Origin of the sequence: Blautia hansenii (genome assembly GCF_013304445.1) — a bacterium.
Classification (GTDB): Bacteria; Bacillota; Clostridia; order Lachnospirales; family Lachnospiraceae; genus Blautia.
Window position 1 is genome coordinate 31,083 of record NZ_JAAITA010000003.1, and the last position, 21,714, is coordinate 52,796.

The window sequence follows — 21,714 nt, forward strand, 5'->3', positions numbered from 1 at the left end:
AAGAAAGCTGCACAGGGAGGTAATAGAGATGGACTACAAAAAACTTTATGAAGAGTGGCTTGCCAATCCGTATTTTGACGAAAATACAAAAGCAGAACTGAAAGCCATTGAAAAGGATGAAAATGAGATTAAAGAACGTTTTTATAAAGATCTGGAGTTTGGTACAGCCGGTTTGCGCGGTGTCATTGGTGCAGGTACAAACCGTATGAATATTTACACGGTGAGAAAGACAACACAGGGACTGGCAAATTATATTGCAGCCGTGGGCGGACAGGCCAAGGGCGTTGCCATTGCCCATGATTCCCGCCGTATGTCACCGGAGTTTGCAAAAGAAGCAGCCCTCTGCCTGGCAGCCAATGGCGTGAAAGCTTATATTTTTGATTCGTTAAGACCCACACCGGAACTGTCTTTTGCTGTGCGCAAATTAGGATGTATTGCAGGTATTAACATCACTGCAAGCCATAACCCGCCGGAATACAACGGCTATAAAGTATACTGGGAAGACGGCGCACAGATTACACCGCCTCATGACTCCGGTATTATGGGAGAAGTGCAGAAAGTAACAGATTATAATACCGTGAAAACCATGGACGAAGAAGCTGCAAAGGCAGCAGGACTTTTCGTAGTCATCGGACAGGAAATTGACGATGCTTACATGGAAGAGTTAAAGAGCCAGGTGATTCATATGGACGCTATCAAAGCCATGGCAAAAGAACTGAAAATTGTGTACAGCCCTCTGCACGGCACAGGAAATATTCCTGCAAGACGTGTATTAAAAGAGCTGGGATTTGAACATGTCTATGTGGTAAAAGAGCAGGAACTGCCTGACGGAGAATTCCCTACTGTCAGCTATCCCAACCCGGAAGCAGACGAAGCCTTTGACCTGGGTCTGAAACTGGCCAAAGAAGTGGACGCAGACCTGGTACTGGCAACCGATCCTGACGCAGACCGTCTGGGTGTCCGTGTAAAAGACAGCAAGACAGGGGAATACCACACCCTGACCGGAAATATGTCCGGCTGTCTGCTGGCCGATTATGAAATCGGACAGAGAAAAGCGGTAAACGGCACACTTCCGGCTGACGGCGCAATGATTTCCACCATTGTTACCACCAATATGGCCGCTGCCATTGCAAAACATTACGGCGTGAAATTTATCGAAGTACTGACCGGATTTAAGTACATCGGACAGCAGATTCTGGGCTTTGAGACCAAAGGGGAGGGGACTTACCTGTTTGGCTTTGAGGAAAGCTACGGCTGCCTTATCGGTACCCATGCAAGAGATAAAGACGCTATTGTGGCTACTATGGCTTTGTGCGAAGCAGCCGCTTACTATAAAACCAAAAACATGACTCTTTGGGACGCCATGATTGAAATGTATGAAAAATACGGTTACTATAAAGACGACATTCAGTCCATTACCTTAAAAGGCATCGAAGGACTGGAAAAGATTCAGACCATCCTGGAAAACCTGAGAAAGAACCCGCCGGCAGAGATTGGTGATTACAAGGTGCTTTCCGCAAGAGATTACAAGGCAGACACTATTGTGGATATGGAAACAAAGGAAGTGAAGGCAACCGGTCTTCCAAACTCCAATGTGCTGTATTATGACTTAAATGATGATGCCTGGGTTTGCGTTCGTCCTTCCGGTACGGAACCGAAAATTAAGATTTATTACGGTATCAAAGGCACTTCTTTAGAGGATGCAGATGCAAAATCCGCAGCACTTGGAAACGAAGTGAAAGAACTGATTGACAAAATGATGTAAATACCGTAAATGTCCTGTGAAGAACACGGTAATATGCTTGACAAACCTGTAGAAACAAGGTATAAATATCTGTAGACCGCGCGAATAGGCGGTAACTATAAGAGATTATCAGAAGCAGGATAGGCCGCCACGGCAGGCTTTTTCTGCAAGGCTAAATTATTTAGGAGGAAATACTCATGAACAGAACAGAATTAGTTGCTGCTATGGCAGAAAAATCACAGTTATCTAAAAAAGATGCAGAATCAGCTTTAAAGGCTTTCATTGATGTTGTATCAGAAGAAATGCAGAAAGGTGAAAAAATCCAGTTAGTTGGATTCGGTACTTTTGAAGTTTCTGAAAGAGCAGCAAGAGAAGGAAGAAATCCTCAGACAGGTGAAACAATGACAATTGCAGCATCTAAATCTCCAAAGTTCAAAGCAGGAAAAGCTTTAAAAGATTTAGTAAACGCATAAGCAACTTATTTATTTTAGGCAAGGAAAGCTGTTGCATTTCAGGATGTGACAGCTTCTTTTCATTTGCGTACAGGAAATGAAAAGAAGGCTCTTGGTAAAGGAGTGAGAGTATGAGACTTGACAAATATTTGAAAGTATCCCGTCTGATTAAGCGCAGAACCGTAGCCAACGAGGCCTGCGACGCGGGAAGGGTACTGATTAACGACAAACCTGCCAAGGCGTCGGCTCAGGTAAAGGCAGGAGATATTCTGGAAATCCGCTTTGGAAGCAAAAACGTCCGGGTAGAAGTGCTGGACGTACAGGAAACAGTGAAGAAAGAGGCTGCTGCAGAGTTGTTTCAATATCTCTAAGAGAGGGCAGGTATATCTGTCTTGCTTTTCCCATATAATGGTTCAGGAAGAAGTGTATGGGGGAAGTCGGTTTTGGAAGAAAAACAGCGAAAAGCAGTTCATAAAATCCAGCTTACAGACAGAAATACAGGGAGTGTCACAGGGGTGAAGGATGTGAATTCTTTTGACGAAAAGGAAATCAGTCTGGTAACCGAGGCAGGAGTACTTACTGTGAAAGGTGAAGACCTCCATGTGACCAGGCTGGATTTGGAAAAACAGGAGGTAGACCTTGCAGGCCGGGTGGACAGTCTGCTGTACAGCCAGGGCACTGCAAAGATGAAGGGCGGAGAAGGTATGCTGAAAAGGCTTCTGGGATAAACCGTGAGCGCCTATATGCATGAGGAACTGCTTTTCTTCTGCCGGGCTTTCTGGGCCGGAGCCTGCCTGGCTGCAGGCTATGACCTCCTTCGTATTTTTCGCAGGCTGGTGTCCCACAGCCCCTTTTTGACCGGTGCGGAGGACATTTTGTACTGGTGCTGTGCCGGGATTTATCTTTTTGGTATGATTTACAGGGAAAATGACGGTGTGATTCGGACGTATGCCCTTCTGGCCGTGTTCCTTGGCGGCTTTGTCTTCCATGCAGGTCCCGGAAGCGTTCTGGTGACCTGGCTGCCAAAAGTGCTCCGAAAGATTTTTCATTTTCTGGGAGTTCTTATAAACCCCTTGAGAAAGTGGAGAAAAAGGTTGAAATTTTTATGGGATAGAGTTAAAATCTCTCTATATGAAGCAAAAGTTATGCAGAAAATCAGGAAATGGAAAAATGAAAAAAAGAAAAAAAAGAATGAACCAGAACGGAATCGCGATGCTTAGTATTACTTTTGTAGTCGGTGTCCTGTTTATTGCCATGATGACCATGAGCCTGAATCTGCAGCAGCAGATTTCGGACTGTAAGACAGAAATGAAAGAAGTGCAGAGCCAGATTGACGAGGAAAACGAGCGTACAAAGGAAATTGATGAGACAAAAGAGCGTATGGACACGGATGAGTATGTGGCAGAGGTAGCCAGAGAAAAGCTGGGTCTTGTGAAAGACAACGAAATTGTATTTAAAGAAGAGGAAAAGTAGAAAACAAAAGACGGATTTTGTCTGAAAGTTTTCCGGACGGGAAGACGGTTTTTGACAAAGTTTGAAAACAAAAGCATCTATAATACTCCATGGATAGCGGTTGCTTATGCAGGGAGGGAACGAGATGCAGGAATGGATAATTGCCATGCTCGTAATCAGCGTACTGCTTATATTACGGGACATGGCAAAAACTATTTTTTCAGAGATGAAGAAAAGTGCGGCAACTCTGGCTTATGACCAGCACCCGCAAAAAGAAAAAATGCAGCGCTATGCAGATTCTTTTCAAAAGCTGGCGGACAGCTTCTATGGTCTGCCTTACCGGAAAGATTATCTCTCCAGTTCAGAGGTCGACGCCATGGTGACAGAGGTACAGGAAGGGCTGTGCCGCAGGTGTCATCTGCACCAGACTTGCTGGATTCAACATTCTGTCCAGTCCTATCAGAGCGTTTATCATCTGATTCGCGTCCTGGAAGAAAATGACGAGGAAGAGTTCCGAAAGGCCAAGGCGGATTTGATGGAGGTCTGTATCAGCCAGGGAAAACTGGTGCAGGAACTGCAGAGAATGGTAGAACGGGAGAGGCAGAATCTTATCTGGAATAACAAGCTTCTGGAGAACCGTGTGGCTGTGGCAGAGCAGCTTTCTGAGATGGCGCAGCTGATGAAGAGCCTTTCCAGAGATTTATTTGATGTGGCAGAGGTGGACGTGCAGTTTCGGGAAGAATTTGCCAGAAGACTGAAGAAGAAACATATTCTGGTGCGGAACGTGTGGAGCCTGGACCTGCCGGACGGAAAAGTTCGGTACTATGCGGAATTAAAGACAAAAGGCGGCTGCATTTCATCAGGAGAGGCGGCGGCCGTTCTCTCCGGCATGTGCGGCAGCCGCATGGTTGCCAGGGCGGAGGGGAAAACCCTCATTAACAGGGACTTTGCCATTATGGGATTTGCAGAGGAAGTCAATTTCAAAATGCTCTACGGGGCTGTGAAGATAACCAAGGAAAAAGAAACCATTTCCGGAGACAATTATACCTGTGCCACGGAGGAGAACGGGCAGTTTTTCATGTGTCTTTCTGACGGTATGGGTTCCGGGATTGAGGCGTGCCGGGAGAGTGAGAGTATTGTGGATACTCTGGAGCAGTTGGTAGAAGCGGGATTTTCCGGAGAGACGGCGGCAAAAATGGTAAATTCAGTACTGAATCTGAAAAGCCGCAACGGCAGATTTTCTACTGTGGATATTTCCATGGTGGATTTGTATTCCGGTGTGTGCCATTTTCTCAAAGCAGGAGCGGCAACCACATTTATTAAGCGGGACCACTGGGTAGAAGCCATTTCCTCTACCAGTCTGGCTCTGGGGCTGGTGCAGCAGGCAGACTTTGAATCCTCGGCCAAGAAGCTGTATGAGGGGGATTTTCTGATTATGGTGACAGACGGAGTGCTGGATGCGCTGCCGCCGGAAGAACCGGAGGAACTGATGAAAGAAATTATTCTCCAGACTCGTGCAAGTGCAGCGCAGGAACTGGGCAGAGGGATTCTGGAACGGGTGCTTACATACAGCGAATACAGAGCTACAGACGATATGACGGTTCTTACGGCAGGACTATGGAGGAAGTAAGAATAAAATGAACATGGAAGAAAAGGTGTTTTCCTATATAGAGAAATACAACATGATAGAAACGGGCAGCCAGGTCATAGTCGGAATTTCCGGTGGTGCGGATTCGGTATGCCTGTTGTTTTTATTAAAGAAGTATCAGAAAAGACGGGAATTTTCCCTTTGTGCCCTGCATGTCAATCATGGAATTCGGGGAGGGGAAGCCCTGCGGGACCAGAACTTCTCAGAAAAAATCTGCGAAGAACTCCAGGTACCTTTCCGGGTATATGCTGCAGATGTACCCCGTATGGCTGCCGAAAAGAAGCTGTCCTTAGAAGAAGCGGGAAGAGAGGCCAGAAGAACAGCATTTGAGAAATTGGCAGGGGAATACGGGAAGCCGCAAGGGGGGAGCGGAGGAAAAAAGGTACAGATTGCTCTGGCACACCATGAAAATGACAATGCGGAAACCGTGCTTCACAATCTGATACGCGGCACAGGTGCAGCGGGGCTTGGGGGAATCCGCCCCGTATGGGACACGGATACAGAGCAGGGGAGCCTGTGGTATATCCGACCTCTTCTGGAGGTTTCCAGAAATGAAATTGAAGAATTTTTAAGAGCACAGCAGATTACCTGGATGACAGACAGTACCAATTTGGAAACGGAATATACCCGAAATAAACTTCGCCATCAGGTGATTCCGGTGCTGGAGAGCATGAATCCGGCAGCGGTGCAGCATATCGGGCATACAGCCGGGACTATGCTGCAGATAGAAGAATATCTGCAAAGCCAGGCGCACATACTGTATAAAGCCCATGTAGAACCGGAAAAGAACGGATATGGTATCCGCAAAGAACTTTTCGGGGAAAAAGAATTGATGCAGTCTTATGTGGTGAGGGAAGTATTGTCCCGGGCTGCGGGGGGAAGAAAGAATCTTACGTCCACACATATTCAGGAGGTGCTGGATTTGGCCAAGGGGCGCACCGGTACTTCCCTGTCTCTGCCCGGCGGGCTTTTGGCCCGTCAGGTTTACGGAGATGTTCATATCATTTATGGGAACGAGAGGGAAAAAACGCTCTGTGAAATGGAATTTCAGATACTGCCCTGGGAAAAGGGGCAAATTGAGGAAAAAACATATACGAAATGGTTTGATTATGATAGAATAAGGAGTAGTCTGGAAATCAGACACCGGAAAACCGGTGATTTTCTTACTGTAAATGCGCAGGGGGGAAGAAAAAAGCTGAAGGACTATTTTATTGACTGTAAGATTCCAAGAGAGAAGAGAGAAGAACTCACTCTTCTGGCAGACGGTTCCCATATTCTGTGGATTGTGGGATACCGCATAAGCGAATATTATAAAGTTACCAGTCAGACAAAACAAGTATTAAAAGTACAGGTAAAAGGAGTAAACGAAGATGAGTGAAAAAATTCGTCAGTTATTAAGCGAAGAGGAAGTAGACCGTAAAATCCGTGAAATCGGAGAGCAAATCAGCAAAGATTACGAAGGAAAATGCGTACATCTGATTTGTGTGTTAAAGGGAGGCGTATTCTTTACATGTGAACTGGCCAAGAGAATTACAGTGCCGGTAAGCATGGATTTTATGTCTGTGTCCAGCTATGGAGACGATACCAGTTCCAGCGGTGTGGTCCGCATTGTAAAGGATTTGGATGAAACCATTGAAGGAAAAGATGTGCTGATTGTGGAGGACATTATTGACTCCGGACGTACGCTTAGCCATCTCATAGAAATTCTCAAACAGAGAAATCCCAAGAGCCTGCGTCTGTGTACCCTTCTGGATAAGCCGGAACGCAGAGTAAAAGATGTGAAGGTGGATTATGTGTGCTTCAATATCCCGGATGAATTTGTGGTAGGATATGGACTGGATTATGCACAGAAATACAGAAACCTGCCTTACATCGGAGTGGTAGAACTGTAAGCTTTCAGAAAGGAGAACAACAAGGTGGAGAGACAGTCAAGAAGCTGGATAATGCCTGTGGTGTTTTTGACCCTGCTCCTGTGTATCGGCGGAGGCCTTATCAGCCGGTTTACCCAGAGAAATGATTATTCTCTGGAGGAATTAAACCAGGCGATGGAAAAGAATCAGGTGACAGAGGTTTATATACGGCCCAACAGAGAGGTGCCCACAGGTAAAATACTGGTGCGCCTGAAAACAGGAGAGGAAAAAGAATTTACGGCGCTGGATGTAAAAGAAATACAGGAAATGGTGGAAAAGTCCGGGGAGGATATTTCTGTGAAGGTGGGAGATGTACCTGGAGACAATACCCTTCTGACGTCTATTTTGTCCCTTGGACTTACAGGCGTGATGCTGTTCTTCCTCTTTGGCATGATGAACCGGCAGATGTCCGGAGGCGGAAGCAATGCCAAGATGATGAATTTCGGAAAAAGCCGTGCCAGAATGTCTACGGATGAGGATAAGAAGGTAACCTTTAAAGACGTGGCAGGACTGCAGGAAGAAAAAGAGGAGCTGGAAGAAATCGTAGATTTCTTAAAAGAACCCCAGAAATATGTGAAGGTAGGAGCCAGAATTCCCAAAGGCGTACTTCTGGTGGGCCCTCCGGGAACCGGTAAAACCCTTCTGGCAAAAGCCGTGGCAGGAGAAGCCGGGGTACCGTTTTTCTCAATTTCCGGTTCTGACTTTGTGGAAATGTTCGTTGGTGTGGGCGCTTCCAGAGTCCGGGACTTATTTGAAGAAGCCAAGAAAAATGCTCCCTGTATTATTTTTATTGACGAAATTGACGCTGTGGCCAGACGAAGAGGTACAGGTATGGGAGGCGGACATGACGAGAGAGAACAGACTTTAAACCAGCTTTTGGTAGAAATGGATGGATTTGGAGTCAATGAAGGTATTATTGTCATGTCAGCGACCAACCGTGTGGATATTTTAGACCCTGCGATTCTGCGTCCGGGCCGTTTTGACCGTAAGGTAGGGGTAGGCAGACCGGATATCAAGGGAAGAGAAGAAATTCTCAAGGTGCATGCTGCCAAGAAACCTTTAGGGGAAGACGTAGACCTGGAAGAAGTGGCGAGAACCACAGCCGGTTATACAGGTGCGGATTTGGAGAACCTGATGAATGAGGCAGCGATTCTCACGGCAAAGGACGGCAGATATTTTATTAATCAGAACGATATTCGCCAGGCTTTTATCAAGACCGGAATCGGTGCGGAGAAAAAGAGCCGGGTTATTTCCGAGAAAGAAAAGAAGATTACTGCTTACCATGAGGCAGGTCATGCCATTTTATTCCATGTGCTGCCGGAAATGGAGCCGGTGCATACCATTTCCATTATTCCTACAGGCATGGGAGCTGCCGGTTATACCATGCCGCTGCCGGGAAAAGATGAAATGTTTAACAGCAAAAATAAAATGCTGGAGAATATTGTGGTATCTCTGGGCGGACGAATTGCAGAAGAGTTGATTTTCGGTGACATCACAACCGGGGCTTCACAGGACATTAAGCAGGCCAGCCAGATGGCCAGAGCCATGGTGACACAGTACGGGATGTCCGAGAAAGTGGGCATGATCCACTATGGAAGTGATGAAGATGAAGTTTTCATTGGAAGAGATTTGGCACACACCAGAAATTATGCGGAGGAAACAGCTTCTCTCATTGACAGTGAAGTGAAACGTATTATTGACGAATCTTATGCAAAGGCAAAGAAGATTCTGCAGGAGCATGAAGATGTATTGCATAAGTGTGCAGAACTTTTAATCGAGAAGGAAAAAATCGGCAGGGAAGAGTTTGAAGCCTTGTTTTAGACGGGTTTTGTGCAGGATACTGGGAAAAATAAAAAATGAAAAGAACCGGTTATGTTGAAATTGGTCAAAAAAAACTTTCAAAAAAATAGAAGATTGTGCAGACTTTTTCAGGCCTCCATGGTATTATAATAACTGTAAAAACCCCCCAATACATTATATAGTTTTTGCTACACCCCATAAGAAGAAATACCTTCTCCAAAAACGCCAGTCGAAAGATTGGCGTTTTTACTTTATCCGGAAAAGCTGTGAAAAGATGATGTTTTCGGGAAAAAGTAGTTGTATATGCAGATTGGGTGGGATAAAATAAAAGCATGACAGAAATTCGGCAAATCAGGAAATATTTCTGTGCTTTGCGCGAGAATAGAGAGGATTCAGTATGGATTACAATAATCTGGCAGAAACAAAAAGGATTCAGGAATATGTGGCAAATATGCGCTCGGCTTTTCATAAACGTGCCGTGTTCAGCGATGAAACGGAAAATTACCGGACGCCGGCAGAACCGGAACCGGGAGATACGGTGAATATCCGTATCCGGACAAAAGAGAAGAACGTAGATGCCGTTTATCTGGTATCAGGAGAAAAAAAACAGCAGATGAAGCTGATAAATACAAAAGACGGTTTTGATTATTACGGAACAGACGTAGAACTGCAGAATGAATCAATCCGTTATTTTTTTGAGATTATTTCCGGAAAAATCCACTGCTATTATAACCAGGCAGGGATTACCAGGGAGATAGATGAGCATTATTCCTTCGGGATTGTGCCGGGATTTCAAACGCCGGACTGGGCCAAGGGAGCCGTCATGTATCAGATTTTTACAGACCGGTTCTGTAACGGCGATCCGTCCAATGATGTGGTAACCGGAGAGTATTGTTATATTAATGAAAAAGTACAGAAGATAGAAGACTGGAACCGTCCGCCCCAGGCTATGGACGTCAGGGACTTTTATGGAGGGGATTTGCAGGGGGTCATGGATAAACTGGACTATCTCCAGGATTTGGGCGTGGAGGTTATTTATTTCAACCCGCTGTTTGTATCCCCCTCCAATCACAAATATGACATTCAGGATTATGACTACATTGACCCTCATTATGGGAAAATTGTCCATGATGGAGGTGAGGTGCTGGCAGACTGGGATAAGGACAATTCCCATGCTTCCCGTTATATCTGCCGTGTGACCGGAAAGGATAATCTGGAAGCCAGCAATGCCTTCTTCGCAGAAGTGGTGGAAGAAATTCATAAAAGAGGAATGAAGGTAATTTTAGACGGTGTGTTCAATCACTGTGGTTCCTTTAATAAGTGGCTGGACAGAGAGCGGATTTACGAAAACCAGCAGGGGTATGAAAAGGGGGCCTATGTGTCCGCGGACAGCCCGTACCGCTCCTTTTTCCGCTTCAACAATCCCAATGGCTGGCCTTATAATCAGGATTACGACGGGTGGTGGGGACATGCTACCCTGCCTAAGCTGAATTATGAGGAATCAAAGGAATTGTATGATTACATTATGCATATAGGAAGAAAATGGGTTTCCCCGCCTTATAATGCAGACGGCTGGCGTCTGGATGTGGCGGCTGATTTGGGACACAGTGACGCGTACAATCATCAGTTCTGGCGGGATTTCCGAAAAAATGTAAAGGAAGCAAATCCCAATGCCATTATTCTGGCAGAGCATTACGGAGATGCAAGGCCCTGGCTGGAAGGAGACCAGTGGGATACCGTCATGAATTATGACGCCTTTATGGAGCCGGTGACCTGGTTCCTCACCGGAATGGAGAAGCACAGCGACGAATACAATGAGGGCATGTATGGAAACAGTGACAGCTTTATCGGGGCAATGAAGTATCATATGGCCAGCTTCTATGGGCCGTCTCTCATGACAGCTATGAATGAGCTTTCCAATCATGACCATTCCAGATTTCTGACCAGAACCAACTTTAAAGTAGGACGCGTGGGAACTCTGGGAAGTGAGGCGGCGGAAACAGGCGTGAATAAAGCGGTTTTCCGGGAAGCAGTTGCCATCCAGATGACCTGGCCGGGAGCACCCACCATTTATTACGGCGACGAGGCGGGCTTGTGCGGCTTTACAGACCCGGATAACAGGAGAACGTATCCCTGGGGCCGGGAGGATAAGGAACTGATTGCTTATCACAAAGAAATGATAAAGATTCACAAGGAAAACCGGGAATTGATTACAGGATCCCTGCGGTTTCTGGCAAATGATTATCAGCAGTTAAGCTACGGAAGATTTACAGAAAAGGAAAAAATGGTGGTTACGCTGAATAACACCAGTGAGACGAAAATGGTGGAACTGACCGTATGGGAGTTGGGGATTCCGAGAACCAGAACGGTGAAATTCCGACAGCTTATGGTAACCGGAGACTTTGGGTACAGTTCGGTGAAAAAAATTCACGAGTGCAGGGCCGGTGTGCTGCATCTCGAGGTGCCGGCACATGGGGCTATCCTGGTGAAGTGTGTGCTGGAGTAGAAAATTGGAAAATAGGACGAAAAACCTTTGAAATCAGGGGCTGCAAAGAATATTTGCACAGGAATTTTTGCAATGTAAAAGGCCTTTGATAGACACGATTCATTTTCTTCAATAGAATTTCCGTAAAGGGAGGCGAACTATCATGACACTTGGAAAGAATATTCAAAAAATAAGAAAGGAGGCACATCTGTCCCAGGAAAGTTTTGCAGAGATGCTTCACGTCTCAAGGCAGACCATCTCGAATTGGGAGAATTCAAAAAGTTATCCGGATTTGGAAACCATAGTAAAGATTAGTGATAGTTTTCACATTTCCTTGGATATTTTATTGAAGGAGGATTTGGTTATGGTAAAAACATTTGATAGCGAAGTAAAGAGTACCAGAAAATATGCAAAGGCGCTGACGATAATAGCGAGTGCTTTTGCATTGCTGGTTGGAAGTTTTGTGATTTATTCATGCGTGTATTTCCATACAAAAAGTAAATTGGAGGGGAATTTCGCGGAACAGTTACAGGAAAATGACTTCTATAAAAACAGAGACGGATACTATTCTATGAATTATGCGGATGGAGTGGTGTATAGTGTTCCCAATCAATCTATGCCAGGACTGTTGGATTTTACTTTGAACTTTCATCTGAGCAATTTGTATTGCGATATGGAACTTGAAGATACTTATGTGGAAATTATGTGGAGAGACAGTCATGAGTTTTCTGCTTCGGCCATTACAAAAAAAGATAATAAAGTAGTAGGAAGCACATCCGGATTTACAGAAAGTGATTTTGCGGATGCGAAGAAGTTGGGAGAGGAACTGGGTGTTTCAGAAGAAAAAATGAGTGAAATCATTGAAAAAGGAAATGAATTGTACGAAGATTTTTATGGGAAGCAGTAGTACGTTTCCATGACAGGATGTACAACTTTGTACAAGATTTTGAAGCACATCATCAAAGTGCCGCAGACCAGAATCGAACTGGTACGGGAGTATAAGTCCCGCAGGATTTTAAGTCCTGTGCGTCTGCCTGTTCCGCCACTGCGGCATTTTGTGTCTTTTTGAAACACAATGGGCGATGGTGGATTCGAACCACCGAAGGCGTTGCCAGCAGATTTACAGTCTGTCCCCTTTGGCCACTCGGGAAATCGCCCATGTCATATTGTCTTTGACCATTTCAAATTATATCACACATCAATGAAAATGCAAGTATTTTTTAAGATTTTTTGTCAGGAAAGCGGTGGTTTTTCACCTGGTCATAAACAAGGGAGGCAATGGTTTCCGGCCTTTCTTCCATACCGTCTTCTATCCAATGCATAAAAAGGTTATAGAGTGCGCCGGAATAGTAATAAAGCCGGTATTTGTCCAAAGAGGTGCTTTGCTGGGCGGCGGTAACGGAAATCATGTATAAATCCAGTCCTTTCAGCAGAATCTCAGCTCGATTGGCTTTTTTCAGACAGAGGACATAGTCCTTGTATTTCTGCAGATATTTGAGGCTGTATAGGATATGTTCATAACTTTGAAAATCAGAGAGAAAGGAAGGACCCTGCAGTTCCTCGGCATATTCTTTGACAATACGGTACATGTAGTCCATGAGGATGTCGTCCTTGCATTTGTAATGGCGATAGTAGGACATGCGGGATACCCCGGCGCGGCTGGTCAGGTCTGTAATGCTGATAGAGTTGTAATCCTGGGTCTGCATAAGCTGGAGCAGTGCGTCCATAATGCAGTTTTTGGTAAATTCCTTCGAGGCAGATGTGGTTTTCATGAACAAAAACTCCTTTTTGTAACAGTTTAAAGGCTGCATGTTGTTTTAGAAGAGATTTAGTGTTACAATCGTAACATTATCTTATAGAAAGAATAACAAAAATTTGCGAAGAAAGCAAGAAAGGCTGGAGAAAATGAAATTTGGAATTGTCAGCGACAGCTCCTGTGATTTGGTGGAGCGTTATACAGAAGAAGAAAAGGTCTCAATTGTGCCTTTTTATGTATCCTTTGACGGGGAGCATTATTTGAAAGAAGGAAAAGAAGCAAAGATTACAGATTTTTATCAGAAGATGGCCGATAATCCGGACTGCTATCCTAAAACCTCCATGCCTTCTGTGCAAGATTATATGGAGGTTTTCCGCCCGTTTGCAGAGCAGGGACTTCCTGTGCTGTGCATTTGTCTGACGCAGACATTCAGCGGTTCTATGCAGGCGGCAGTCAATGCAAAAGCAGAGTTGGAAGAGGAATTTCCGGAAGCCAGAATTGAGATATTGGATTCCCAGCTTGTGACTGGACTTCAGGGACTTTTGGTAAAAGAGGCCGTGGGTCTTAGAAATGCAGAGGCGGAGTTGGACGAGGCCTTAGAGAAATTAAAGGAAATCCGTAGTACAGGGCATATCTTTTTTACGACAAAAGACCTGAAATATCTGGAGCATGGCGGCAGAATCGGAAAAGCGGCATGTCTGGCGGGAAGTATGCTGAATATTAAGCCTATTCTCCATTTCTGTGATGCAGAACTGGGTTCTACAGAGCTTTGCAGAGGGAGGAAAAAATCTCTGCATAAAATTATAGAAAAATTTCTTGCCTATGTGGAAAGCAACAAAATTTCCCTGGAGGACTATAATCTGATAACCGGGGAGGGGCTGGCTGTTGAGGAATACCAGATATTTAAGGACGAACTGAAATCAGCCCTTTGGGAACACGGCTGCAAAATGGAGTCCTGGGAAGAAATACAGATTGGAGCCACCATTGGCGTACATACGGGGCCGTATCCGCTGGGCGTGGGGATTTTAAAGAAATGTAAGAGGGAAAATTGAGTCAGAAATATTTTTTGAGCAGGCAAAAGGTTGTGCTGAAACCACCACTTTTTGCCTGCTTTCTTTGTGAGCTTCATCTATTGGAAGGTTATCTCCGATACCGGTTAAAGCAGGAGAAGATTTCCTGCCGTCTGGGCATGGCCAGTCCGCAGGGGGTATAGGAACTGCTGCAAATTCCTGCCAGACCTTCTTTCTTCAGTTTGTCCTCCAAAAGGCGGATAACCTGGGAAACGGTTTTCTTGTTGTCAATGAGATGTTCTCTGGCGTATTTCAGCAGTTGTGCCAGTGCAGCAGTCTGTTCAGAATCTGCAAGCTGCTCGATATAGCGCAAATCTACCGTTTCTTTTCCTATAGAAAAGGAATCCCTTCCATGTGTTTTCAGCTTCAACTCTTTATAAGAATCTCTTTTGACTGCAGGGGCAGTCATTACTCTTTTGAAATCCGGCATGGAAAAGACCGGGACGGAAGCAGGAGGAAGAGGATAGTCTGCACACAGGTCTTTGACTTTTTTGGTGATGTCCAAAACCTGGTAGCTGTCCATCTGGATAATGGTATCCGCAATGTGGAAGAAAGCCCCGGAACTTCCGGCCACCAGAATGGTGGAGATACCGCATTCTCCGTATAAATCCCGGGCCCGTTCCAGAAACGGCGTAATAGGCTCTTTTTCCCGGCTGATAACCTGCTGCATAAAGGTATCCCGTACCATAAAGTTGGTGGCAGAGGTATCCTCATCCAGAAGCAGCAGTTTTGTACCGGCTTCCATGCCTTCCACAATACCTGCCGCCTGGGAGGTGCTGCCGCTGGCATCTAAGGTGGAGAAGCAGTGGGTGTCCTTTTTGTTCGGCAGGTCGTTGATAAAAAGGGAAATGTCCACATCTTTGATAAACCGTCCGTCTTCAGAACGAAGTTTCAGAGCTGTGTCATCAGTGATAACGTACTCTCTGCCATCTCCGGCAATGTGATTGTAGACTCCTGTTTCCAGGGCGTCCAGCAAAGTGGATTTCCCGTGGTATCCGCCTCCGGCAATGAGCGTAATACCTTTGGGAATCCCCATACCTGACAGAGTTCCCTTATGGGGAAGGTGCATTTCTACCTGCAGAGAGAGGGGGGAGACAAAGGGAACGCTGTTTTTCATGGGTTTCTGAGAAACGCCGCTTTGTCTCGGGAGCACGGCCCCGTTGGCAACAAAGGCCACAAGATTCTGTTTTGTCAGTTCCTTGCGGATAAAACTCTGGTCTTCTGCCAGAAAAATTACTTCTTCTACGGCTTTTTTGTTCAGATTTTTGTAATACAGGGATTTCTGTACACATACCGGAAGAAACTCAAAGAAGATTTTTTCCAGTTCAAAGGCGTTGATGGTTCTTCCATTGGCAGGAAAACCTACTGTAAAGCGGACAACCAGTTCTTTTTGGGAAATCTGGCAGGCTGTGCGGTCTAAGATTTCCTGTCCGCAGTGGGTGGTGGAAATCAGACCGCTTTTTCCCGAGCCTTTGGCTTTAAAGCTATAGCCGGCAATTTGCTCCTCGAACTTGCGGAGAAGATAATCCTGGAGAGCAGTGCGGGTTTCTGCAGAGGCAAAGCAGAAGTCCGGAAATCCGGCGCGGCTTTGGGGAATGCGGATACTGATGTGGGAAGGGGAAGCGAATGGATCGCCCTGCACATGGTCAATGGAAAGCTGATAATCTCTGAAATCATAAACACCCTTCAGGGTTTTGTAAGCAGGATAGCTTTTTCGGTTGATAGACGAAAGCTGCTGCTTTAACTGAGACGAAGTAAACATATAAAAACTCCTTTCGCGGTAGAATACTCTGCTGTATAACAAAAAAACCTTATGTCCTAAGACATAAGGTTTTACGTGCGTTAGAGGATTCGAACCCCCGACCTTTTGGTCCGTAGCCAAACGCTCTATCCAGCTGAGCTAAACGCACATTTGTTAACTGTTTTCCTCAGCAACAAAAATTATTATAAGGGAAGAATAATGAAATGTCAACACTTTTTTCGAAAAATATTTATTTTTTTTCGAGGCAAATATTGTGGAAATTTTATAGAATCTGTAGTACTATAATAATAAAAAAGTAGAAAGCAGAAATTTTCTGACATTAAGGCAAATTTGTAAGTGCATTTAAGGTGAGAAAATGGGAGAAGGAGGAGCGAGCATGGAATATGGACCGAATTGGAGCAGGGTGCAGTTGAAAACAAGCGCAAAAGAAGTCTTTCGGAGAAATTATGGCTCATGTGTTCTTGCAGGTGTGATTTTGTCGCTGCTTTCAGGGGCTGTAAGTATAGTACAGAAGAGGCAGACAGACCAATATTATATCGAATGGGGTGTAGTAATCAGTATCGGTTTGATTGCCCTGCTGGTGGAAATTCTGGTGTTGAATGTTTTCATGGTGGGCGGCTGCCGTTTCTTTGTAGAAAACAGGGATTATAACGCTCCGGTGTCAAAGGTTTTGTTTGGTTTCCAGGGAGGCCATTACGGAAATGTGGTATGGGTGATGTTTCTCATGGGTCTGAAGATTGTTCTCTGGACGCTGCTGTTTATCATTCCGGGAATTATCAAGACCTATGAATATATGATGGTTCCCTACATTCTGGCAGAGCAGCCGGATATTGACCAGGCAGACGCCTTTGCGATTTCCAGACAGTTGATGATGAGTCAGAAATTTGATGCTTTTGTGCTGCACCTTTCTTTTATCGGATGGGAATTGCTGGCGGTTTTCACTTGCGGAATTGTGGGGATTTTCTGGTCTATTCCGTATTACTATGCAACGGAAGCAGAACTTTATGCAGTATTGCGAAATGCATGGCTGCAAAGGCAGAATCCGGGTGATGGACAGGGAATGCAGGGGGAGAATTTATAATTTAGAGAATGAAGGATAAAGGGGAGAACGACATGGAACAGGAAGTGAATTTTCGTAGCTCTGTAGGAGGCTACAAAAAAGATGATGTGATTGAATATGTGGAAAATACAAATGAGGAAATTTTCCGCATGAAAAAAGAGAGGGAAGAGGAGGCCGCAGGTTATCAGGCGAGAATCCAGGAACTGGAGGCGCTTTTACGGCAGGAGGAGACCAACAGTTCTCAGTTGGCAGAGGAACAGAGCCGGAAGCTGCAGAGACTGGAAGGGGAGAATCAGAGGCTGCAGGAAGACCTGGACAAGATGGAAGCCAAGTGGAAGAGCGCTTACGAAGAATATGTCCGCACGGATAATGAGAAATGCCTATTAAAGGATAAACTGGCAAGAGAAATTCTCCGTCTGCGGGGTGAAAATCAGACCCTGCGGGAAAAATGGAAGGAAGCAGAGCGCCAGATTGGTTCTCAGGCAGATTATGAAGCGGTTCACAATGCAGTTTCCGAAGTGCAGTATAAGATTGCAGAGTATGTGAATGCAATCAATAAAACGCAGCAAAGTCTGGCAGATACTTATCAGGGGATGAACAGTATTAAGAAAAAACTGGCGGCGAAGATGACCGGAGAAAAAGAAGAAGCAAAATAAAAAAGCAGAACTGTGGCATGAAAGGCAAAGGCGACCTTCATGCGGCAGTTCTGTTTTTTCATGATGTTTGAAGCAGCCTTTACTCAGCCGGAGTCTGGGAAGTGAAGGCTTCGATTGTATGCATAATGAGTTGGAAAGCAATCCGGGCCATTTCCTGAGGGGATTCACCAGTATCGGAATTGAGCCAGGCTTTGATTAAACCAACACAGCCGGTAAGGCAGAAGGCGTAGGAATATTTCAGGGTTTGGATATTATCCGGGAAAGTTGTCTTCAGCACATCAAGGCTGTGTACGGAAATCAGATTTTCCATTCTGTGGATAAAGGCAATATCTCCGTTTGTGCCGAAAAGAGCATTGCAGATGTCCTTGTTTTCAGCCAGAATCCGAAAGATATCTTCTACAAAGGGCAGGCTGTCTTCAGTAAAAGGGCTTACCGGGTGGGCGTGAATGGAGTCCCGGATTTCTATGGTCAGTTCGTCTTCAATGGAATGGAGCAAATCGTAGATGTCTGTATAGTGCAGATAAAAGGTAGAGCGGTTAATATCCACTTCGTTTACCAGTTCTTTTACAGTAATCTCTTTGATGCTTTTTTGCTGCATGAGCTTTGCCAGCCCCAGTTTCAGCTGATTTTTTGTTTTTCTTACACGGCGGTCAGTTTTCTCTGCCATGGTAAATCCCCCTTCTTCTGTAGAATCTTAAAAAAATATAAAATATAGACACAAAGATACTAAGTGTCTAGTAATAGACAAAGTATAGGGCTATTAACGGTTGCCACTTCCTATCTCCTTTAGTATAATGCAACTTGAAAAAATAATCAACACAATATCTATTAAACTATGTTGAGTCTATAATGAGAAAGGAGATAAAACAATGCTCAGGCGAGAATGGAAAAAGCTTTTAAGCAATAAGATGATGCTCATAGTCGTCCTTGCCATTATTGCAATTCCTACTATTTACACAACGCTTTTTCTGGGCTCTATGTGGGACCCCTACGGTAACGTGGATAAGCTGCCGGTGGCGGTGGTGAATGAAGACCAGCCGGTGACTTATGAAGGAGAAACTCTGGACGTAGGAAAACAGATGGTGGACAATTTAAAGGAAGACGGTTCCCTGGATTTCCATTTTACAGATGCAGATACGGCCAGAGAAGGGCTGGAAGACGGTACTTATTATATGGTTATTACCATTCCAGAGAATTTTTCTGCCAATGCGGCAACGCTGACAGACGACAAACCGCAGAAAATGGAATTGAGTTATGACACCAATCCGGGTACAAACTATATTGCTTCCAAGATGAGTGCAACAGCCATGGAAAAAATCGAAAGCAGTATTCGGGAAGAAGTGACAAAGACATATACGGAGGCAGTTTTTGACCAGATTTCGGAAGCGGGAGACGGTATGCAGGAGGCGGCCGATGGTTCCGGAAAATTAAAGGATGGTGCCATAGAACTGGCAGAAGGCAATCAGACCATTACGGACAATCTGAAAACCCTGGCAGACAGTTCCCTGACGTTCCGGGACGGCAGCAAAACCCTGACAGAAGGGCTGAAAACCTATGTAGATGGCGTGAGCATAGTAAACAGCGGGGCAAAAGAGCTGGACAGCGGCGCCGCTTCCTTAAAAGACGGCCTGGACCAGTTAAATGGCCAGCTTCCCACTTTGACAAGCGGTGTTGCCGCACTTTCTGACGGAACGACACAGCTTGCCCAGGGAGCGGAAACTGCAAAGCAGGGAAGTGCTGCTTTGAAAAGCGGTACAGAGCAGGTGGATGACAATCTGCAAACCTTAAATGCCGGACTTTCTACCCTCCAGGCTGCTACTGCAAATCTGCCGGCGCAGACAGCACAGCTGGATGAGGGCGTGGGAAGCGTGCAGGCGGGTACGGAAAGCCTGCAGGCAGGACTGCAGGACCTGCAAAGTGGTGTGGAACAACTGGCGCAGAGTACAGATACAGTCAGCAGCCAGCTTCAGGCAGGCAATACACAGGCGCTTGCTCAAATCCGTGCAGGCGCACAGAGCATGAAGGATAAGGTGGACGCATTTCTGGGAGCCATGGGCGGCGGTCAGACTACAGGTACGGTGCAGACTGCGGATGTGTCCGGAATTCAGAATGAACTGCATGAGATTGCAGGAGGAAAAGACAGCGCAGATGCCGGTGCGGCGGCAGCAGCTCAGGCAGCAGCAGATACCGGCGGGGCAGGCGCTGCAGATGTTTCTTATTTGTATGATTCTCTGAATCAGGCGGTAGAAGCCCAGGATATGGATGCGGTGGCTGCTATTGCAAACGAGGCCATCGCGGCAGCCCAGAGCAATAAAGAGGCAGCGGATGATGCGTCAAACCGTCTTGCGGCAGCAGGCGAAGCGCTGAATAACAGCAGCGCGGCGCTTACGCAGGCAGGAGAAACGCTGGGAAGGGCAGCGGAGACCAATACAGCAGGAACAGGCGCTTTGCAGAGCCAGCTCCAGGAGATGTCAGCAGGACTGCAGCAGATTATTGACGGCACCAATGCAGCAGAGGCTCAGTTGAATGCTGGTGTAAGCTATGGTCTGGGTCAGCTGAAAGAAGGTGTAACCCAGCAGATTCAGCCGGGTATTGCCAAGCTGACAGCAGGAGCCGGAAGCTTAAACCAGGGTACTTCGGCTGTTAAGGCAGGGACTTCTGCTCTGGCAGCTTCTTCGGGTGAACTGACGGAAGGTATTCAGTCGGCGGCAGCAGGAGGACAGCAGTTGAAGACTCAGGGAACGGAGGCATTGAAGTCCGGTGCGGCAGCTTTAGACGATGGATTGGCTGCGCTGCAGAAGGGAAGCCGGGATTTGGATTATGGCGTACAGACCCTGGCAGGAAGCGTTCCTACACTGACCGGAGGTGTGAGCCAGCTTGCAGACGGTTCTTCTCAGTTAAAGGACGGCACTGCTTCCCTGGTACAGGGCACAGACCAGCTGACTGCGAACAACAGCACTTTGTTAAGCGGCAGCAGCCAGTTGGGAGACGGTGCTAAGCAAATCAGTGATGGTGCAAATCTTCTTTATGAAGGCAGTCAGACTCTTGGAAATGGCATGAAACAGATAGAAGAAGGCAGTCAGACTCTGGAAGAGAGCCTGGCAGATGGCGCTGAAACAGTGAAAGATACCAAAATGGGAGAGGACACCGTTGACATGTTTGCTGCTCCGGTGGATATTCACGAGACACAGATTACCACTGTGGAAAACAACGGTCACGCTATGGCGCCTTATATGATGTCTGTGGCTTTGTGGGTTGGCTGCATCGCATTCAGCCTTATGTATCCGCTGACAAAATATTCAGGCAAACTTACCTCCGGTACTGCCTGGTGGGCAAGCAAGGCCTCTGTACTTTATCTGATTGCCATTTTGCAGGCAATCGTTATGGTCTTTATGCTCCATGTGTGTGATGGATTTGAGCCTGTGGAAATGGGCAAAACGCTTGCAGTAGCATGTGTGGCATCCCTGGCCTTTATGTCTGTCATGTATTTCTTTACCAACACCTTTGGCAAGGTGGGAAGCTTCCTGATGTTGGTATTTATGGTCATTCAGCTGGCTGGTTCGGTGGGAACCTATCCGTTGGAACTGTCCGGTTCCTTTGTGCCGTATCTCCATGACTGGGTACCGTTTACCTATACGGTAGAAGCGTTCCGAAGCACGATTTCCGGCGGAGAGAGCATACAGGGAGCCATAGTGTTCCTGGCAGTGATTTTCGTAGTGTTCACAGCGCTGACTATTTTGGAATTCCAGATAAGAACAAAGAAAATCAGAGCGAAGAAGCATACCCTGGATGAGTGGCTGGAAGCGAAAGGCCTGGCATAAAGAGTTTCAAAACAGAAAAATAAGGGATATAGAAAAAAGTAAAATTGTGAAAGGCAGTCAGGTGCGCATCCTTACCTGACTGCCTTTCATGGATTTTG

Annotated in this window: 19 protein-coding genes and 3 tRNA genes; 16 read left to right on the top strand and 6 right to left on the bottom strand. The window is 46.0% G+C overall.

Translation table 11 applies throughout. The annotated features are described in order from the left end of the window. The first annotated feature begins 28 nt into the window (after nt 1–28). The 12 genes from G5A70_RS03530 (at nt 29) to G5A70_RS03585 (ending at nt 12,398) form a co-directional block, all read left to right on the top strand. On the top strand, nt 29–1,765 hold the full coding sequence (locus G5A70_RS03530) for a phospho-sugar mutase (RefSeq protein ID WP_173748081.1): 1,737 nt from the start codon (nt 29–31) through the stop codon (nt 1,763–1,765). 176 nt (nt 1,766–1,941) lie between these two features. After that, complete coding sequence (locus tag G5A70_RS03535; RefSeq protein ID WP_111920462.1) at nt 1,942–2,217, top strand: HU family DNA-binding protein; 276 nt, start codon at nt 1,942–1,944, stop codon at nt 2,215–2,217. 110 nt (nt 2,218–2,327) lie between these two features. Next, the gene (locus G5A70_RS03540) at nt 2,328–2,567 is read left to right on the top strand and encodes an RNA-binding S4 domain-containing protein (RefSeq protein WP_173748083.1); all 240 of its coding nucleotides are present in this window, start codon (nt 2,328–2,330) and stop codon (nt 2,565–2,567) included. 72 nt (nt 2,568–2,639) lie between these two features. Further along, entirely contained in the window at nt 2,640–2,924 is a 285-nt protein-coding gene (gene yabP, locus G5A70_RS03545) for a sporulation protein YabP (RefSeq protein ID WP_173748085.1), read from the top strand. A 3-nt stretch (nt 2,925–2,927) separates the two neighbouring features. After that, on the top strand, nt 2,928–3,416 hold the full coding sequence (gene yabQ, locus G5A70_RS03550) for a spore cortex biosynthesis protein YabQ (RefSeq protein ID WP_173748087.1): 489 nt from the start codon (nt 2,928–2,930) through the stop codon (nt 3,414–3,416). Further along, nucleotides 3,367–3,669 (top strand): FtsB family cell division protein, encoded by a 303-nt coding sequence (locus G5A70_RS03555; RefSeq protein ID WP_226853503.1) that lies wholly within the window; start codon nt 3,367–3,369, stop codon nt 3,667–3,669. Before yabQ ends, G5A70_RS03555 begins: the two co-directional genes overlap by 50 nt. Nucleotides 3,670–3,793: 124 nt before the next feature. After that, entirely contained in the window at nt 3,794–5,278 is a 1,485-nt protein-coding gene (locus G5A70_RS03560) for a SpoIIE family protein phosphatase (RefSeq protein ID WP_173748089.1), read from the top strand. A gap of 7 nt (nt 5,279–5,285) precedes the next feature. Continuing rightward, nucleotides 5,286–6,674 (top strand): tRNA lysidine(34) synthetase TilS, encoded by a 1,389-nt coding sequence (tilS, locus tag G5A70_RS03565; RefSeq protein ID WP_173748104.1) that lies wholly within the window; start codon nt 5,286–5,288, stop codon nt 6,672–6,674. Next, nucleotides 6,667–7,188 carry a hypoxanthine phosphoribosyltransferase gene (gene hpt, locus G5A70_RS03570; RefSeq protein ID WP_173748106.1) on the top strand — a complete coding sequence of 174 codons (522 nt, stop codon included), beginning with the start codon at nt 6,667–6,669 and terminating at the stop codon, nt 7,186–7,188. Before tilS ends, hpt begins: the two co-directional genes overlap by 8 nt. 24 nt (nt 7,189–7,212) lie before the next feature. Beyond that, on the top strand, nt 7,213–9,027 hold the full coding sequence (ftsH, locus tag G5A70_RS03575; RefSeq protein ID WP_226853501.1) for an ATP-dependent zinc metalloprotease FtsH: 1,815 nt from the start codon (nt 7,213–7,215) through the stop codon (nt 9,025–9,027). Between the two features lie 376 nt (nt 9,028–9,403). Continuing rightward, nucleotides 9,404–11,512 carry a glycoside hydrolase family 13 protein gene (locus G5A70_RS03580; protein ID WP_173748108.1) on the top strand — a complete coding sequence of 703 codons (2,109 nt, stop codon included), beginning with the start codon at nt 9,404–9,406 and terminating at the stop codon, nt 11,510–11,512. 142 nt (nt 11,513–11,654) lie between these two features. After that, nucleotides 11,655–12,398 carry a helix-turn-helix transcriptional regulator gene (locus tag G5A70_RS03585; protein ID WP_173748110.1) on the top strand — a complete coding sequence of 248 codons (744 nt, stop codon included), beginning with the start codon at nt 11,655–11,657 and terminating at the stop codon, nt 12,396–12,398. Between the two features lie 58 nt (nt 12,399–12,456). Here the strand turns inward: G5A70_RS03585 and G5A70_RS03590 are convergent. The 3 genes from G5A70_RS03590 to G5A70_RS03600 form a co-directional block, all read right to left on the bottom strand. Beyond that, nucleotides 12,457–12,543, bottom strand: a tRNA-Leu gene (locus G5A70_RS03590). A 24-nt stretch (nt 12,544–12,567) separates the two neighbouring features. Then, nucleotides 12,568–12,649, bottom strand: a tRNA-Tyr gene (locus G5A70_RS03595). Nucleotides 12,650–12,711: 62 nt separating this feature from the next. Then, a complete protein-coding gene (locus G5A70_RS03600) occupies nt 12,712–13,263 on the bottom strand; it encodes a TetR/AcrR family transcriptional regulator (RefSeq protein WP_173748112.1) in 552 nt (183 codons plus the stop codon). A gap of 133 nt (nt 13,264–13,396) precedes the next feature. On the opposite strand from G5A70_RS03600, the gene G5A70_RS03605 reads away from it, so the two are divergent. Then, the gene (locus G5A70_RS03605) at nt 13,397–14,299 is read left to right on the top strand and encodes a DegV family protein (protein WP_173748114.1); all 903 of its coding nucleotides are present in this window, start codon (nt 13,397–13,399) and stop codon (nt 14,297–14,299) included. A gap of 88 nt (nt 14,300–14,387) precedes the next feature. Here G5A70_RS03605 and G5A70_RS03610 read toward each other — a convergent pair whose 3' ends face one another. Together G5A70_RS03610 and G5A70_RS03615 are read right to left on the bottom strand one after the other, a co-directional pair. Beyond that, nucleotides 14,388–16,079 carry an ABC-ATPase domain-containing protein gene (locus G5A70_RS03610; protein ID WP_173748116.1) on the bottom strand — a complete coding sequence of 564 codons (1,692 nt, stop codon included), beginning with the start codon at nt 16,077–16,079 and terminating at the stop codon, nt 14,388–14,390. Between the two features lie 74 nt (nt 16,080–16,153). Next, nucleotides 16,154–16,227: transfer RNA gene (locus G5A70_RS03615), tRNA-Arg, on the bottom strand. Nucleotides 16,228–16,455: 228 nt separating this feature from the next. Here G5A70_RS03615 and G5A70_RS03620 point away from each other — a divergent pair. Both G5A70_RS03620 and G5A70_RS03625 read left to right on the top strand, forming a co-directional pair. Continuing rightward, nucleotides 16,456–17,160: a DUF975 family protein gene (locus G5A70_RS03620; RefSeq protein WP_173748118.1), complete on the top strand. Its 705-nt coding sequence runs from the start codon at nt 16,456–16,458 to the stop codon at nt 17,158–17,160. Between the two features lie 32 nt (nt 17,161–17,192). Next, the gene (locus tag G5A70_RS03625) at nt 17,193–17,795 is read left to right on the top strand and encodes a hypothetical protein (protein WP_173748120.1); all 603 of its coding nucleotides are present in this window, start codon (nt 17,193–17,195) and stop codon (nt 17,793–17,795) included. Nucleotides 17,796–17,874: 79 nt separating this feature from the next. Here G5A70_RS03625 and G5A70_RS03630 read toward each other — a convergent pair whose 3' ends face one another. Beyond that, the gene (locus G5A70_RS03630; RefSeq protein WP_173748122.1) at nt 17,875–18,462 is read right to left on the bottom strand and encodes a TetR/AcrR family transcriptional regulator; all 588 of its coding nucleotides are present in this window, start codon (nt 18,460–18,462) and stop codon (nt 17,875–17,877) included. A 202-nt stretch (nt 18,463–18,664) separates the two neighbouring features. On the opposite strand from G5A70_RS03630, the gene G5A70_RS03635 reads away from it, so the two are divergent. Beyond that, complete coding sequence (locus G5A70_RS03635) at nt 18,665–21,616, top strand: YhgE/Pip domain-containing protein (RefSeq protein ID WP_173748124.1); 2,952 nt, start codon at nt 18,665–18,667, stop codon at nt 21,614–21,616. The last annotated feature ends 98 nt before the right edge of the window (nt 21,617–21,714 follow it).